Origin of the sequence: Gilliamella bombi (assembly GCF_900103255.1) — a bacterium.
Taxonomy (GTDB): domain Bacteria; phylum Pseudomonadota; class Gammaproteobacteria; order Enterobacterales; family Orbaceae; genus Gilliamella; species Gilliamella bombi.
Genome location: NZ_FMWS01000048.1, coordinates 26,521 through 42,786 on the forward strand (window position 1 = coordinate 26,521; position 16,266 = coordinate 42,786).

The window sequence follows — 16,266 nt, forward strand, 5'->3', positions numbered from 1 at the left end:
AATACTTTATTTGAAAGATCTAATATTGTACTTAAATTTGTAGGCGATTGTCTATATTAATATTACTTTATCTGTCAATAATTGAGAAATGTCAGATAATTAAAACAGATCCTACATATTTGATGAATAGTCATGATAAATGTTCAGATTCATCATCAGTTTTATTATCCATATGGCCCTTACTTTGAGCTAACTTAACTGCAAAATAAAGATCATAAGCAAACTCGATATACTCATCATCAAGCTTAATATTCATCTGTTTAAACCAATTTTTAAGTGTTTTACGTCGACCAGATAAAATTAGGGTAACATTTCTTACTTTTAAAGACTTCACTAATTCATCAATTCCCGACAGCACACTCACATCTTTATAAGTAAAACAAGGGATTGCATCGACAATAACATAGCTTATTGGATCACTAGACTCATCAATATAACTGATAATTCTTCGTTTAAAATAAGCGATATTGAAATAAGTTAGCGGAGAATTAAATCGATAAATCATTGTATTACTGATCGGTTGCACATTTTGGCTTATGGAATGAATCCGACCACTTTCATCAACACCTAATAACTGATCTTTAGGTCTAAATACTCGACGTAAAAATAAAAATAACCCCAGTAGTACTGCTAACGCCATACCAGGAATAATCCCTATAACAAGTACTGAAATAAGTGTTATCAAACTCAAATAAAAAGCATCTCGATCAAATTTAAAAAAGCGAACGATGGTTTGAAAATTAATGAGTGAAATTGAAGAATATATTAAAATAACCCCTAACACACAAGTTGGAATATATTGTAAAGGCGAAAGGAAAAACAATACCACAATACCAATTAATATTGCTGCAATAATCGAAACCAGTTGCGTTTTACCTCCATTTGCATCATTTACAGCCGTTCTTGATGATGTACCACTAACAACAAAGCCTTGTGATAACCCTGCTACAATATTAGCTATACCTAACGCTTTAAATTCAACATCGGCATTGGTTTCATAGTTATTTTTTGATGCAAAACTGCGTACAGTTATCATCATACTAACAAAACAGATGATAGCAATATTAAGTGAAGGAACAACTAAATCACGCATTAATCCTTTATCAAAATCAAGCCATGACTCGGTAGGAATAAAATCACTGCTAACATTACCAATAATACGAATATTAAAATATTCAAAATTAAACACCCACGAAAAAAACGTCATGACAATAACAGCTAATAAAGGAGCAGGATACAGGGGCTTTAATCGCTTTAAAGCAATTAAAATAGACAAAGTAAAAAAAGAAACTAGCGCAGTGCCTATATGGATTTCAGACAATTTAAAAGGGAAATAGACAATTCGCTCAATCAAATAAGAATAATCGTAGCTAAAACCTAAAGTTTTGGCTAACTGATCGACCATAATGGTAATTGATATGCCATTAAGCAAACCAATTAAAATAGGCTGACTAAGTAAGTCGGCTAAAGCACCAAGATGCAACTTTCCAGCAATGATACACCAAATGCCTATCATTATTGTTAATATAATAACTAATTGCCAGCGCAATATTGGATCATTAGCCGCTAAAGGAAACACAACCGCGGCAACCACAGCACAAGTTGCTGTATCAGGTCCAACAATCAGTTGTTTAGAAGAACCAAAAAGCGCATACACAATTAACGGCAAAATGGTCGAATACAGTCCAGCTATAGCGCCAACACCAGTCAATTCAGCATAAGCAATTGACACAGGTAACGAAACAGCAGCAACTGATAAACCAGCCTTAATATCAAAATTAAGATATTCTCGTTTATACTGTAATAAACTGCCTAATCCAGGCATCCATGAAATTAGTTTTTGAAAAAAAGTACTGTGTAACAAACGACCCATACTAATCCTTATTTTCCGGCTATACTCATATTATCAATCAAAATCGAGCCGCATTGAATACTCGTTCTTGTTTCGATATCATTTCCAATTTCCACAATATTTTTATACATATCTTTTAGGTTACCTGCAATGGTTATTTCACTAACTGGATATTGGATTTTTCCATTCTCAACCCAAAATCCTGCTGCTCCACGCGAATAATCACCAGTCACACTATTAACACCTTGCCCCATTAACGAAGTCACCAAAACACCTTTATTCAATTTCTTTAACATCTCATCAAAACTAGCATTTGCTTGGCTTGGTGATACAAACCAATTATGAATTCCACCTGCATGCCCAGTCGATGTTAAGCCCAATTTACGTGCTGAATAATTGCCTAACAAATAAGTTTGCAACACACCTTGCTCAACAATATTGCGCTTAACCGTTTTTGTCCCTTCACTATCAAAAGGCGATGATCCAACGCCTTTTAAAATAAAAGGATCCTCATAAATAGTTAACCAATTAGGAAAAATCTCCTTCCCTACACTATCTAAAAGAAAAGAAGATTTACGATAAATGGCACCACCACTTATAGCACCCACTAAATGCCTAATGAGTCCAACGGCAACTTCTGCACTAAATAACACAGGAGTTTGCATTGTTGAAATCTGTTTAGCGCCTAAATGTGAGATCGCCCTATCAGCCGCCTGCACACCAACCCAATCAGCGGACTTGAGCTGACTATAATCACGTGATGAAGTATAAGCATAATTACTTTCCATCTGCCCTGCTTGTTGAGCAATAACTGAGCATGAAAGTGAATGTGAACTTGCGCAATAACCTTGCAACATCCCCAAACTATTACCATAAACATAAACACCATAGCGACTACTAAAATAACCGCCATCAGAATTAATCAATTTGGAATGATTTAACGCAGTTAATTCGGCTTGTTTAGCCTGCTCAATGGCATTATCAACGTTCAAATCACTAGGATGAAATAAATCTAAATCGGGTGGATTAAATGCCATTTGACTCACATCACCCAAACCTGAACAAGGATCTGGCGAAGTATATTGCATAATATCAATCGCCATATTCACCGTTTGCAAAATAGCCTGAGAAGACAAATCATTGGTAGAAGCACTCCCTTTACGTTTATTTTGATAAACAGTAATAGATAACGCACCATCACTATTAAATTCAACATTCTCGGTTTCACCCATGCGAGTGCTAACATTAATACCTGTTGACTTATTAATCGATACCTCAACTTCATCAACACGTGACTTTGCTTGCTCAATAGCATTAGCAACAATTGCCGATAAAGTTTCTTTTTGATTTAAAGCTTCTTTTTTAATCTGTTCAATACTCATTTTATTATTTTCTACAATTCTGCTAGCGATACGCTATAATAAGCTAGAATTACACAATAGTTAACAAAAGAAATAACATGAATCACAATCAAGAGACAAATCTAGAACCCAACTTCGCTATTGACACTGAAGATGACGAAATCATCTACGTTAGTAAAAGTGAAATTAAACGTGATGCTGAAGCTTTAAAAAAATTAGGGATTGAACTTGTCAAGCTAAGCAAAAACGAACTTGAAAAAATTCCTCTCGATGAAGATCTCACTTATGCAATTGGACTTGCGCAGAAAATAAAAAAAGAAGGGTATCGCCGCCAAATTCAATACATTGGTAAACTGCTGCGTAACCGAGATATTGACCCAATTAGTCAAGCACTTGATAAACTTAAAAATCGCCATAATCAGCAAATCGCCCTATTTCACAAACTTGAAAAACTTCGTGATGAATTGATTGCAACTGGCGATGCCGAAACTATTATCGGTTTGTACCCAACTGCCGATCGTCAGCAATTACGAACCTTAGCCCGTTTAGCAAAAAAAGAGCAAGAAACAAACAAGCCAACCAAAACGGCAAGACAAATTTTTCAATATTTAAAAGAATTGAGCGACACTGAATAATCTTTATAAGGTGCGCTTATTATTATTCACAAACACTATATAAACTTAGATAGAGGATACAAAAATGGGACTTTTAAATGTACCAGCAGGTAAAGAATTACCAGATGATATTTACGTTGTGATTGAAATTCCAGCCAATGCAGATCCAATTAAATATGAAGTTGATAAAGACACTGGCGCTGTATTTGTTGACCGTTTTATGGCTACAGCAATGTTTTATCCATGTAACTATGGTTATATTAATCACACATTATCATTAGATGGCGATCCAGTTGATGTATTAGTCCCAACGCCATACCCATTACAACCAGGCTCAGTTATTCGTTGCCGCCCAGTTGGTGTATTAAAAATGACAGACGAAGCAGGCCAAGATGCAAAACTAGTTGCAGTACCTCACAGCAAACTATCAAAAGAATATGATCACATTAAAGATGTTGATGATTTACCTGAATTACTCAAATCACAAATCAAACACTTTTTTGAACAATACAAAGCATTAGAGAAAGGTAAATGGGTGAAAGTTGACGGATGGGATAACGCAGATGCCGCCCGTAAAGAAATTATTGAGTCATTTGAACGAGCAAAAAACAAATAAAGTTCAATAAAAAATATTTTTATCAAAGCCATAAATATTATTTTATGGCTTTTTTATTTTTCATAATTTTTTAGTGACTTTAAAAATCAATTAAAATTTCAACGTTCAAAATTTGACTTTTATCAATTAAAAAATAATTTCCTGAAAATTCAATAAAACTTTTTTTTTATAAAAAAAAAATTATTATTCACATCTTGCTTTTGATTATAATTTATGCGGTAATATCACTGGGTAAACAACAAAGTACAAAATAGTGAATAACAATGAACCACAATAATGTATTTTTAAGCACATTATCTTGGCTTTTAGTTACATTATTAACACGATGTTAAAACCCATACGGCCGTAATGGCTAATTATTAATTATTGTTAGGATGTCTAGTAAATGAATAAAAAAACAGGCCAAGTAAAATGGTTTAATGAAAGTAAAGGTTTTGGTTTTATTACCCCTGCGGATGGAAGTAAAGATGTATTTGTTCACTTTTCAGCTATTTCAGGTGATGGTTTTAAAACATTAGCTGAAGGACAACAAGTTGAATTTGCTATCCAAGATAGCCCTCGTGGACCTGCAGCTGCTGAAGTCGTTGTAATCTAATTGAAACTTTAGAATTTCATATTAGAAAAACGCTCACTCACAAAGTGAGCGTTTTTTTTTGTCTCTAAAAAAACTAAAAATCTCTCTAAAATGAGAGCATAAAAAAAGCGACCCTAAGGTCGCCTTATAAACAAAGTTAAATATCAATTATTTTTTAGAAATAACTGCGATTAAATCTAATACTTTGTTTGAATAACCTACTTCGTTGTCATACCAAGAAACAAGTTTAACAAAGTTATCACTTAATTGAATACCAGCTTTAGCATCAAATACTGAAGTACAAACTTCACCTAAGAAATCAGTAGAAACAACATCATCTTCGGTATAGCCAAGAACGCCTTTCATTGGGCCTTCAGCAGCGGCTTTGATTGCTTTACAGATATCTTCATATTTAGCTGGTTTTTCTAAACGAGCAGTTAAGTCAACAACAGAAACATCTGGAGTAGGAACTCGGAAAGCCATACCAGTTAATTTACCGTTTAATTCAGGGATAACTTTACCTACCGCCTTAGCAGCACCAGTTGATGAAGGGATGATGTTTTGAGCAGCACCACGACCACCACGCCAATCTTTATGAGATGGACCATCTACAGTTTTTTGAGTTGCAGTTGTTGCATGAACAGTTGTCATTAATGCTTCAACAATACCAAAGTTATCGTTGATAACTTTAGCTAAAGGCGCTAAACAGTTAGTTGTACAAGAAGCATTAGAAACGATATCTTGACCAGCATAATCTTTATCATTAACACCGATAACAAACATTGGAGTGCTGTCTTTAGAAGGGCCAGTTAAAACAACTTTCTTAGCACCAGCTTGGATGTGTTTACGAGCAGTTTCATCAGTTAAGAATAAACCAGTTGCTTCAGCGACAACATCAACACCAACTTCATTCCATTTTAAGTTTGCAGGATCACGTTCAGCAGTAACACGAATTGCTTTACCATTAACGACTAATTTACCATCTTTAACTTCAACTGTACCGTCAAAACGACCATGTGTTGAATCATATTTAAGCATATAAGCCATATACTCAACATCTAATAAATCGTTGATAGCAACGATTTCAATGTCTGAACGTTTTTGAGCAGCACGGAAAACAATACGGCCAATACGGCCAAAGCCATTAATACCTACTTTGATTGTCATAACAATTACCTTCTTTTTAGTGTTTTTAATGTTAAAAATCTTTCCTGTAAACTATCAAATTTTAAAGATTTATTCAAGAAGATTCCTAATAATTAAACACGAATTGATTAAATAGATTAAACTGAATGTAATTTATATTAATTATTATAAATAAAATCATGATATTGTAAAAAATAACCTGACGTAGTAAGCCGTACTATAATCAAAAACCGTCCCAAAACTAAATAACAAACCAATAACTTAGTTTTCAGTTTTCGATATATTCTAACGTCGTGAAAAGACAGGCATATTAATTTTACAATATGTAGGATTTTCACCTTAAAACATTTCAGACAGACAACTTATTTTATTGGAATTTTTTCAAATAAACGTATTTACTATCTAATAGTAAATACGCAAACTAGGGGGCTTTACCTTACATGGAAACTTTTTTAATGCTTGTTCCTTATTAGCACCATAAACTTAACCACATTCCAAAGATTAAAAGCTAAGGAGTAACGCAAAGACCCCGCGGGCTATTACTCGATTGGTTGAAGTACACATCACCAACATCTGAGTCCACATCAAACTGAGTATTTCCAGCCGTGTCGCTTGTCCAGTATTGGTAGTCATAGACGAAACCTGCTCCAGCATAAAGGTACGTACCGCCCCACTCAGTGAAAAATCCTGCTCCTATTCGACGCTGATAATAATTACCACTTGATGATGGCGTAGCGCCGACAGAGCCTTTACACCAATCACCTTCCCATGTACCCAAACAGATTGCGTTCGTTAGATCCTTTACTTGCGGCACTCGATAGCCTAAATATCTACACCACGCTTCTGTATTAGAATAGTTATCTTGTTTATCTTTACGGTTCACGAACCACTTCTGTAATACAAATCCATATTTTACCAGCTCATTACCAGTACTAATATCTCTACCCACTAACTCAAAAATCTGCGGTAACCTTGGCACAGCAATTCGATTAGGATAATGATTATTTATTTGAGCGCTTGCCTCAGGACCTTTTAGCGTAACGCGCGCTATAATTTCTCCTCCAGATGTAAGCCAATCATCTTCAGCCCATATTCATGTCACTGTGGCTGTTATTCCCCCATGTGTAACTGGCTCCCATACCAATTGGCGTGCATCAATTTCCTCTATAACTAAATCAAAATATAATCCATCAGCGCCTGTAGTCGGAAAATTAAGGCCGTATGATGCAGGATTGGTTGATTGAACTAAAAAGCCCTCATCAGGATTCCATATATCAGCTGGACCTGCGAAGTTGACTCCACTAATATCCACACCATTTTTACCAAATAGCAGATTCGGCCTTGCATAATTGATAACTACCGACTGTGGTAGCATTATTGCATCACTACGATGATTATTTACACGACCACTTTTACTAGTTAATGCCTGTAAACTCCATGAAGATGACAGTAATAACACCCCCAACACCAATAGGCTTTTTGGAAACAATTTCGATAATACGTTGAGAGATAATTTGGAAGATATAAATAAGTTTCGTGTAAAAACTCGTCGAATAGGATTATTTAATAAATTTAAGACATAGGTTAGCCAGTGCTGGTGTCTAAAATGATAATGCATTATGGTTTACCTGTCAAGTAATGATTTGTTTTATTTAGATTTTTTATAATTATTTGCTTATTTAATAAGCTTGTTTTCCTATAGCGATAAAAGTATAACCATAAAAAAATAGTTGGCTAGTTTTTTAGCAGATTTTTTGTAAAGAAATGTAAAGATAAAACAATTCGACTTTATAGATAGGTTAATTTTATAATTAAAATATGCTGTTAGCTTTATAGCTTTTGAGTTTTGTCGAAATAACTGATATTGGTGATAACGTTTAATTTAAGAATTTTGAGCGTAACATCTTACAACTCACATGAGATACAAAATATGAACTACGGTACCCAACGCTCTCGCTCTTAACCATCGGTATGATTTACTCGAATCATTATGATATTCGCCTTTTTTAAGCCTATTTGCTTTGCTCAGAAGTGCCAAATTGTTCCTGATAAATTGGCATCCCTAACAAAGCACAAACTCGCCAAGCAGTCCAATTTTTCGTGCAGCCTCACTCTGTTAGCAAAGCACTACAACACAGTTAAAAGATAGGTGGATTGACCTTGCCGTGTTGTGTGTTTTCTCTAAAATAGCTCAGGTAGAATATTGATTTTATTAAAGTTTTTATTTCACTTAATTTAAGTAATTATTAGCTAATTTCTGTTTTTATTACAATGTTTTTGCTGTGTTTTTTGTGCCTTGCACATGCTAATAATTAAAGCGAATTAATTAGTTAGTTCTTTATTTTTTGAAAAGTGTTACAGGTCAGTTTTGAAGTGATTTTTACTTTTTTTGCTACTAAAAGTAAAAATGATTTTCTTTTTTATTTTTTGGCGTACAATCAAAATCACCCATAAATAGAGGTAACGTTATGTTATATAATAACAAATATATACATCATGAACTTCATCACCATGAGTGTTGTCATGGCAATTGTTTAAATATGGCACATAATCATGTTCATTTATCTCACGATATAACTTGTCATCAAGAATCAACACATAGCTGTGGGGGCGATACTCATACTACGTCTAAAAATGAGTTTGACGATCCCCCTGATGATCCCAACAGGCTAAACGAGCAAATTAAATTAACTTGGAAAATAAAAGGCATGGATTGTGCGCACTGTGCTCAACAAATTGAAAATAGCCTAAAAGTGTTACCCAATATTAACCAAATTAAGATTGTTTTTTCTACCGAAAAGTTGGTGGTATTTGTTCCCCAACATAATGAAAAAACCATTAAATTAATAGAAAATAAAGTTATCGAGCTAGGCTATAAACCTATTTTTGAATCATCTCCAGAACATTCTCATCATCATGATCATTCCCACAGTTTTGATAAAAAAGAACTAATTCCTTTAGTGGTATTAGGCACTTTAATTGTGGTGAGTTATATCCTTTTGTTATGGAATCAAACCGTTGGCGAATATGCCTTTATGATAACTGCAATTGTTGGGTTAATACCTATTTTAAAAGAAGCGTTAATTTTAATGCGCCGTGGTACACCATTTGCAATTGAGTCGTTAATGAGTGTGTCAGCTATTGGAGCTTTGTTTATTGGTGCGTCCGAAGAAGCAACCATGGTCTTATTTTTATTTATGATAGGCGAAATGCTAGAAAGTGTTGCTACAAGTAAAGCTAAAAAAGGTATTTCGTCGCTCGCTGAGCTGATGCCCCAAGAAACAGTGATAATCATTAATGGGGAGCGAAAAACGGTTGCCAGTCATAGCTTGAAACCCAATGATATTATTGAAATTTCGTCTGGTGGTCGTTTGCCTGCTGATGTGATTTTGATAAGTGAGCAAGCCAATATTGATGAAAGTGCACTAACTGGTGAGTCGATCCCTGTTAATTATCTTTCTGGCGATAAGATTTTGGCTGGTTCACTCGTGGTTGATAATACAATCCAATTAAAAGTGGTATCAGAAGTTGGGCAAAATGCGGTAGATCGTATTTTACAGTTGATTGAAGATGCCGAGGAGCGTAAAGCACCTATTGAACGATTTATTGATAAATTTAGTCGTTATTATACGCCAGCAATTGCTTTATTTGCTCTGTTAGTGATTATTGCGCCACCTTTGTTGTTCAATGCTGATTGGTATACTTGGTTTTATCGAGGTTTAACTCTATTGTTAATTGGTTGCCCTTGTGCATTGGTTATTTCAACGCCTGCGGTAATAACGTCGGCCTTGTCTAATGCGGCAAAACAAGGCGTGCTAATTAAAGGCGGTGCGGCGCTAGAACATATTGGTTCAGTTAAAGTGGTTGCATTTGATAAGACTGGTACGTTAACCGAAGGTAAACCGCAAGTCACCGATGTGATTAGTCAAGATATTTCAAAAGAGCAATTATTGACATTAGTTGCCGCTATTGAAAGCGGTTCGCATCACCCCATTGCTAAGGCTATTGTTGATTATGCATTGCAGAATCAATTAAATATTAATGAGGCCGATAATCGTAAAGCGATTGCGGGGGTTGGCGTTCAAGGTGAGGTAGATAATCAGACTTTTTATATTGTGTCACCAAGTAAGGTTGTGGCAGTTTCATCACCATTGAAAGATGAACATACCAAAATTATTGAGGAGCTTGAAAACGCTGGTAAAACTGTAGTAGTTGCAGTAACAAGTCAACAATTGATGGGCATTATTGCATTGCAAGATGTGTTGCGGGCTGATGCAATTACTACAATGAATGAGCTTAATAAGCTTGGCGTTAAGACTTTGATGCTGACAGGCGATAATGCGCGAGCGGCCAAAGCCATTGCCTCGCAATTAGGTATGGATTACCGTGCGGAGTTGTTACCTGCCGATAAATTAGCAGAAATTGAAAAGATGCGTATCTCAACGACGATTGCTATGGTGGGCGATGGAATTAACGATTCTCCAGCCATGAAAGCGGCAACCGTAAGTATTGCTATGGGTAGTGGTACTGATGTTGCGCTAGAAGCCGCTGATGCCGCATTAACTAAAAATAGCTTGTTAAGTTTGCCTAAGCTAATTGGTTTAACTCGTTTTGCCTCTCGTAATATTAAACAAAATGTTACAATTGCGTTGGGAATTAAGTTAGTATTTTTAATTACCAGCTTATTTGGCTTTACTGGACTGTGGCTGGCTGTGCTAGCTGATTCAGGTACGACTGCGATTGTGACAGCTAATGCGCTTCGAGTTTTGAAATTTAAGAATAAAAGTTAAAATTGGTTTAATTAACCTATTTCACTTGTAGCAAGTGGAATAGGTTCTTTAAATGATTGTTAGGTTATTATTCATCACTTCTTAATGAGATTTCGCCACCAATATGAGCTTCAATTTTACCATTTTGTTCTAACAATAAGGCTCCTTGGTCATTTATACCTTTTGCTATTCCTCGAATAATGTTATCGCCAATTAATAGTTTTACAGGACGGTTAACAAAGTTATCTAGTCTATTCCAATCATTAATAAATGGCACTAAACCATGTTTTTCAAATTCTATTAATTGACTTTTTAAAGTTTTGGCAACCTGCGCAACTAATAAATTACGATCAACATTGCCTAAATTAGCCCATTTTTGGTTAACTATGTTGGTATCCGGGTTTGTCATGGTTAAATTGACGCCAACACCAATCACAACATGAGCACAGTCGCCAGTTTTACCTGCAAGCTCAACTAAAATACCAGCTAGTTTTTGATCGTTAAGATATAGATCGTTTGGCCATTTAACTTTGATGTCTTGACCAGATAATGCACGTAAGGTGTCAGCAATAACAATACCAACAACTAAACTCAATCCCATTGCCGCCGCTACGCCTTGTTCTAGTCGCCAATACATTGAAAAGTATAGATTAGTGCCAAAAGGTGAAAACCATTTTCGCCCTCGCCTTCCCCGTGCTTTGGATTGAAATTCGGCCACACAGCAATCGCCCGATGTTAGTTGATCAATTCGATCCAGTAGATATTGGTTAGTTGAATCAATAATAGGTAATATTTCACATCGACTATTCGATTGATAATGCTGGTTAATTTTGGTTTTATTAAGCAAATTAAGAGGCGCTGCCAAGCAATAGCCTTTACCCTGTATTGAGGTTAACTCAATCCCCCACTCACGCAGTTGTTTGATGTATTTATTAATGCCAGCACGAGTTATGCCAAAAATTGTTGCCAATTCTTCCCCTGAATGGAATTGACCATCGGCTAGTATTTCAATTAATTTAAGCGGATTTTTGTAGCTGCGCATCCGTTCCTCTTTTTTGGGCTAATAATATAATGAAGTATAACGAAATTATAGCAAAACTAACAAATAAATAGGTATTACTTGTTTTATCCATAATAAATGCTATCACCGCAGGAGCAACTAAACTCCCTAATGTGTTGGTTAATAGCATTGCTTGATTCATCGCTACAATATCTTGCTTTCTAACACACGAGCAAGCCCAAGCCATGGATATGGGATAAATGGTGTAAATAGTGGCGCCTAATAAAATAATCGCCAACGCATTAAACCAATTGAATATCAGCATAATACATGCAATTAACATTAGTAACGATTCAATTAATAATATAAGTTGCCGTCCAAATTTGTCTGCACACCAGTTAGCAGGCATTTGTGCAATCACTCCTGATAAAATCAGTAAAATCATCCAATTAGCCACCTGAATATCACTATATCCTAAATGTGAGTAATAGGCTGGTAAAAGTGAATATAACGATCCAATTAACATACCTGCAATAACACAACCAGTTAACCCAAGTCGAGAGGGTTTATTTAATATCATTGGCATGATGTTAAAGCTGCTTTTTTTCCTTTTTGGTAATTTATAATGGGTCAGCAAAATAAATAAAATTGCTAATCCCATCAGTAACATAATAACTAATCCAAAATATAATATGTTTTGCGGAAAATACTGCAACAAAGCTTGCCCTAAAACCGTACCTAGGTAATAAGTGGTTAAATAAACTGCCAGCATTTTTCCTCGCGTGCGTACAGGACCAGTGAGTAATATACAACTTTCTATAACCACCCAAGTGACCGCACAAGCTATACCTATAAAAAATCGCCACATTATCCAGCTATAAAAATTCATTGAAAAACTTAATCCAATGGTTGCGATGGCAAAAATAATGCAACTATAGGTGTATGTGTGCCGAGCATTGAATTTATTAATAAACCAATTGGCGAAAATGGTACCTAGCAAGTTACCAGTAAAATAACTTGATCCGACAAGACCAATTTGCCCAAGCGAAAACTCATTACGCACTAACCACAATGGTACCTGTGTGTTTAATGCTGACAACGAGATTGTTACAAAGAGCAAACTCGTTAATAAAATAGGGAATGAATACGAATGTTTCATAATGTTATCGCGTATAATTATGGGTTAAAATTTGCGGGCAATTATAATTTGGTGCTAATTATAAATAATTGTCTGCATCTATTTCGCCTGAGTTGCCGATAAATCGGATTTCGGGTGATAAATTCACCGAGAATTTTTGTAATACACATTTTTTTATATATCGAGCTAATTCAACCACATCCTGTGCTGTTGCTTGGTCTTTATTAACTAAAACCAATGCTTGTTGTTGATGCACAGCCGCTCCGCCTATTTGGTAGCCTTTAAGACCACACTGATCAATAAGCCAACCTGCGGCTAATTTTGTTTGATGATTAGCTTGTGGATATATTGGCATGTTTGGATAAATTTCAAGTAGCTTGTCCGCCACAATTTTATCGATCACAGGGTTTTTAAAAAAACTTCCACCATTGCCTAAAACCTTTGGATCTGGCAATTTACTACAACGAATTTCGCACACTTTATCAAATATCATTTTTGCAGTAACAATTTTGGGATCAAAGTTTCGCAATTCCCCATAAGTTAAAACTGGCTGCCACTGTTTTGGTAATTTTATACCAACATTGATAACAGCATAACCTTGCAAATACGCTTTTTTGAAGATACTTTCACGATATCCATATTGGCCATCAGTTACAGTGATGATTTTGCCTGTAGCTAGTTCAAGTAGCTCCACATAATCAGCAACTTTTTGAAACTCAACACCATAAGCACCAATGTTTTGAATCGGTGCCGAACCTACACATCCAGGAATTAATGCTAGATTTTCAAGTCCTGGTATGTTCTGCTTGATTGTTGTTGATACTAGATCATGCCAAGTTTCACCAGCACCAACTTTTAAATGCCATGCTTGTTCTGTTTCGCTAATGGTAATACCTTTGATACGATTAACAATAATAATACCATCAAAATCACAGGTAAAAAGAGTGTTACTACCTTCGCCAATAATCATAATTGGTAAATTTTGGTAGTTATCTTGCCAAACTTGTTGTAATTGTTCGGGACTGGTTACAGTAACAACGTTTTGCGCAAAAACAGTTAAACCAAATGTATTAGGAATTTTTTGTTTCATTGATAACTACCTTTAATTTTTGGTGAAAATAGATGCCCAAAAATCAATCAATTTCTTAGGTTATTTTTATAGTTTGGGATCTATCGTATTTAATGTTTATATTACCACATTGGTTAGGAGCTGTTGATCTTTTGTATTAATCATAAGCATCCTTTACATTCTTAGTCACATCATGCAATGTACTAATGCAATCATACTGATATAATTTCTTGCCAACTTATTGTAACGTGTTACTACATTCAATAATGTTTCATTTTTCAGTGATTATCTGTTAACAACCTCCAGAGCATAACAAATTGTTATTATTAGCATTTTGACAAAATTATATTATAACACCATCTTTAATAGCGTCTTTCTATTTCCTTTTATTGAAAGAGCAACTGCTTTTAGCTGTATTTGATATTTTAATTAATTGTTAGGCGTGACGAAGTGCTTAAAATGCAAGTGTTCAGTATACCTAATATGTAGAAAGATGCCTTATCCGTTTTTAAATGTTTGCTGAATCGGTGACAATTATTTTTTCTTGATGATATAGGAGCCATATCGGATATTTGTGATACAAGGTTAGTGCTTTTTTATGTATATTCATTATAGTAGCTTCTCTAACAACTGTGAACAACACGATTCCTACATATAAGTAAAAATTAAATCATTCCTAATAAAGAATAATTTACAGAACATAAAAACTTATCGGTATATTAGTAATGAATTTTAAGTAAATGTTTGCTAAAATATAGCGATTTTTTAATTATTATCTGGAGAATTTTATGGCAGGTCATAGTAAATGGGCCAATACGAAACACCGTAAAGCTGCACAAGATGCAAAACGGGGTAAAATCTTTACCAAAATTATTCGTGAATTAGTAACTGCGGCAAAATTAGGTGGTGGCGATCCAGCGTCAAACCCTCGATTACGAGCTGCAATGGATAAAGCGTTATCTAATAATATGACCCGTGATACCATGAACCGAGCTGTTGCGCGGGGTGTTGGTGGGGAAGATGATAGCAACATGGAAACGATCATCTATGAAGGTTATGGTCCTGCTGGCACAGCTGTAATGGTTGAATGCCTGAGTGATAATCGTAATCGAACTGTGTCCGAAGTACGCCATGCATTTACTAAAACAGGTGGTAACTTAGGTACTGATGGTTCAGTTTCATATTTGTTCACTAAAAAAGGCGTTATTTCATACCCAACTGGTACTGATGAAGACCAAGTTATGGATGCAGCGCTTGAAGCAGGGGCAGACGACGTTGTGACTTATGATGACGGCGCAATTGATGTATTTACTACACCAGAATCATTTGGTGAAGTAAAAGATGCGCTTGATGCTGCTGGGCTAGTTGCCGAAGCCGCTGAAGTATCAATGATTCCAGCAACAAAAGTCGATCTTGATATTGAATCTGCACCAAAATTATTACGTTTAATTGATATGCTTGAAGATTGTGATGATGTTCAAGAAGTTTATCATAATGGTGAAGTTTCTGACGAGGTTGCTGCAACACTCTAATGGCCATTATTCTTGGCATCGATCCTGGATCTCGTTTGACGGGTTACGGTGTAATCCATCAAACGGGACGACAACTTACCTACCTTGGTAGCGGATGTATTCGTACTGCTGTTGATGATTTACCTACTCGTCTAAAACGAGTATACGCCGGTGTTAGTGAAATTATTTTACAATTCCAACCTGATATGTTTGCTATTGAACAAGTTTTTATGGCTCATAATGCCGATTCCGCATTAAAGTTAGGTCAAGCAAGGGGAGCTGCAATTGTTGCTGCTGTAAATAATAATTTACCTGTTTTTGAATACGCAGCTCGTTTAGTTAAGCAGAGTGTAGTAGGAACAGGCGCAGCCGATAAAAAGCAAGTGCAACATATGGTAAAATTATTATTAAAGTTACCAGCTAGCCCTCAAGCAGATGCCGCTGATGCCTTAGCTATAGCAATCACCCACGCCCATACAAGTCAGCAGTTACTAAAGCATCGCAAGTAAATATAACAAAATTCAATTTACGTATACGCAACTATATAAATAAAAAATGCGCCAAAAAACGGCGCATTTCGTTATTTTAATAGCTCGCTTAAGTTATATATGACCTA

At 35.4% G+C, this 16,266-nt stretch carries 14 protein-coding genes; 6 read left to right on the forward strand and 8 right to left on the reverse strand.

Annotation, left to right across the window (positions count from 1 at the left end; translation table 11 throughout):
* Positions 1–130: 130 nt before the first annotated feature.
* Positions 131–1,873 carry a SulP family inorganic anion transporter gene (locus B9N71_RS09200; protein WP_208610476.1) on the reverse strand — a complete coding sequence of 581 codons (1,743 nt, stop codon included), beginning with the start codon at positions 1,871–1,873 and terminating at the stop codon, positions 131–133.
* Positions 1,874–1,881: 8 nt separating this feature from the next.
* Positions 1,882–3,234, reverse strand: coding sequence for a metalloprotease PmbA (gene pmbA / locus B9N71_RS09205; RefSeq protein WP_085165690.1), 1,353 nt, complete (start codon positions 3,232–3,234; stop codon positions 1,882–1,884).
* A gap of 77 nt (positions 3,235–3,311) precedes the next feature.
* Here pmbA and yjgA point away from each other — a divergent pair, with 77 nt between their 5' ends.
* The 3 genes from yjgA to cspE all read left to right on the forward strand — a co-directional run bounded on the left by yjgA (position 3,312) and on the right by cspE (position 5,038).
* A complete protein-coding gene (gene yjgA, locus B9N71_RS09210; RefSeq protein WP_085165692.1) occupies positions 3,312–3,848 on the forward strand; it encodes a ribosome biogenesis factor YjgA in 537 nt (178 codons plus the stop codon).
* Positions 3,849–3,912: 64 nt separating this feature from the next.
* A complete protein-coding gene (gene ppa, locus B9N71_RS09215; RefSeq protein ID WP_065589290.1) occupies positions 3,913–4,443 on the forward strand; it encodes an inorganic diphosphatase in 531 nt (176 codons plus the stop codon).
* A 385-nt stretch (positions 4,444–4,828) separates the two neighbouring features.
* Entirely contained in the window at positions 4,829–5,038 is a 210-nt protein-coding gene (gene cspE / locus B9N71_RS09220; protein ID WP_025315032.1) for a transcription antiterminator/RNA stability regulator CspE, read from the forward strand.
* Between the two features lie 147 nt (positions 5,039–5,185).
* Here cspE and gapA read toward each other — a convergent pair whose 3' ends face one another.
* From gapA to B9N71_RS09235, 3 genes are all read right to left on the reverse strand, one after another.
* The gene (gene gapA / locus B9N71_RS09225) at positions 5,186–6,184 is read right to left on the reverse strand and encodes a glyceraldehyde-3-phosphate dehydrogenase (protein ID WP_034912538.1); all 999 of its coding nucleotides are present in this window, start codon (positions 6,182–6,184) and stop codon (positions 5,186–5,188) included.
* A 487-nt stretch (positions 6,185–6,671) separates the two neighbouring features.
* Entirely contained in the window at positions 6,672–7,142 is a 471-nt protein-coding gene (locus B9N71_RS09230; RefSeq protein ID WP_085165694.1) for a hypothetical protein, read from the reverse strand.
* 114 nt (positions 7,143–7,256) lie between these two features.
* On the reverse strand, positions 7,257–7,781 hold the full coding sequence (locus B9N71_RS09235) for a hypothetical protein (protein ID WP_085165696.1): 525 nt from the start codon (positions 7,779–7,781) through the stop codon (positions 7,257–7,259).
* 850 nt (positions 7,782–8,631) lie between these two features.
* On the opposite strand from B9N71_RS09235, the gene B9N71_RS09240 reads away from it, so the two are divergent.
* A complete protein-coding gene (locus tag B9N71_RS09240; RefSeq protein WP_085165698.1) occupies positions 8,632–10,953 on the forward strand; it encodes a zinc/cadmium/mercury/lead-transporting ATPase in 2,322 nt (773 codons plus the stop codon).
* 67 nt (positions 10,954–11,020) lie between these two features.
* Here B9N71_RS09240 and birA read toward each other — a convergent pair whose 3' ends face one another.
* From birA to murB, 3 genes are read right to left on the reverse strand one after another with little or no spacing between them, the layout of a single operon-like run.
* On the reverse strand, positions 11,021–11,974 hold the full coding sequence (gene birA, locus B9N71_RS09245) for a bifunctional biotin--[acetyl-CoA-carboxylase] ligase/biotin operon repressor BirA (protein WP_065589294.1): 954 nt from the start codon (positions 11,972–11,974) through the stop codon (positions 11,021–11,023).
* Complete coding sequence (locus B9N71_RS09250; RefSeq protein WP_065560337.1) at positions 11,949–13,091, reverse strand: MFS transporter; 1,143 nt, start codon at positions 13,089–13,091, stop codon at positions 11,949–11,951. Before B9N71_RS09250 ends, birA begins: the two co-directional genes overlap by 26 nt.
* A gap of 58 nt (positions 13,092–13,149) precedes the next feature.
* The gene (gene murB, locus B9N71_RS09255; protein ID WP_085165700.1) at positions 13,150–14,160 is read right to left on the reverse strand and encodes a UDP-N-acetylmuramate dehydrogenase; all 1,011 of its coding nucleotides are present in this window, start codon (positions 14,158–14,160) and stop codon (positions 13,150–13,152) included.
* A 767-nt stretch (positions 14,161–14,927) separates the two neighbouring features.
* Here murB and B9N71_RS09260 point away from each other — a divergent pair.
* Together B9N71_RS09260 and ruvC are read left to right on the forward strand one after the other, a co-directional pair.
* Positions 14,928–15,671, forward strand: a complete 744-nt coding sequence (locus B9N71_RS09260; RefSeq protein WP_065560314.1) for a YebC/PmpR family DNA-binding transcriptional regulator — start codon at positions 14,928–14,930, stop codon at positions 15,669–15,671.
* Positions 15,671–16,159 (forward strand): crossover junction endodeoxyribonuclease RuvC, encoded by a 489-nt coding sequence (ruvC, locus tag B9N71_RS09265; RefSeq protein WP_034914152.1) that lies wholly within the window; start codon positions 15,671–15,673, stop codon positions 16,157–16,159. The genes B9N71_RS09260 and ruvC overlap by 1 nt, the downstream gene beginning before the upstream one ends.
* The last annotated feature ends 107 nt before the right edge of the window (positions 16,160–16,266 follow it).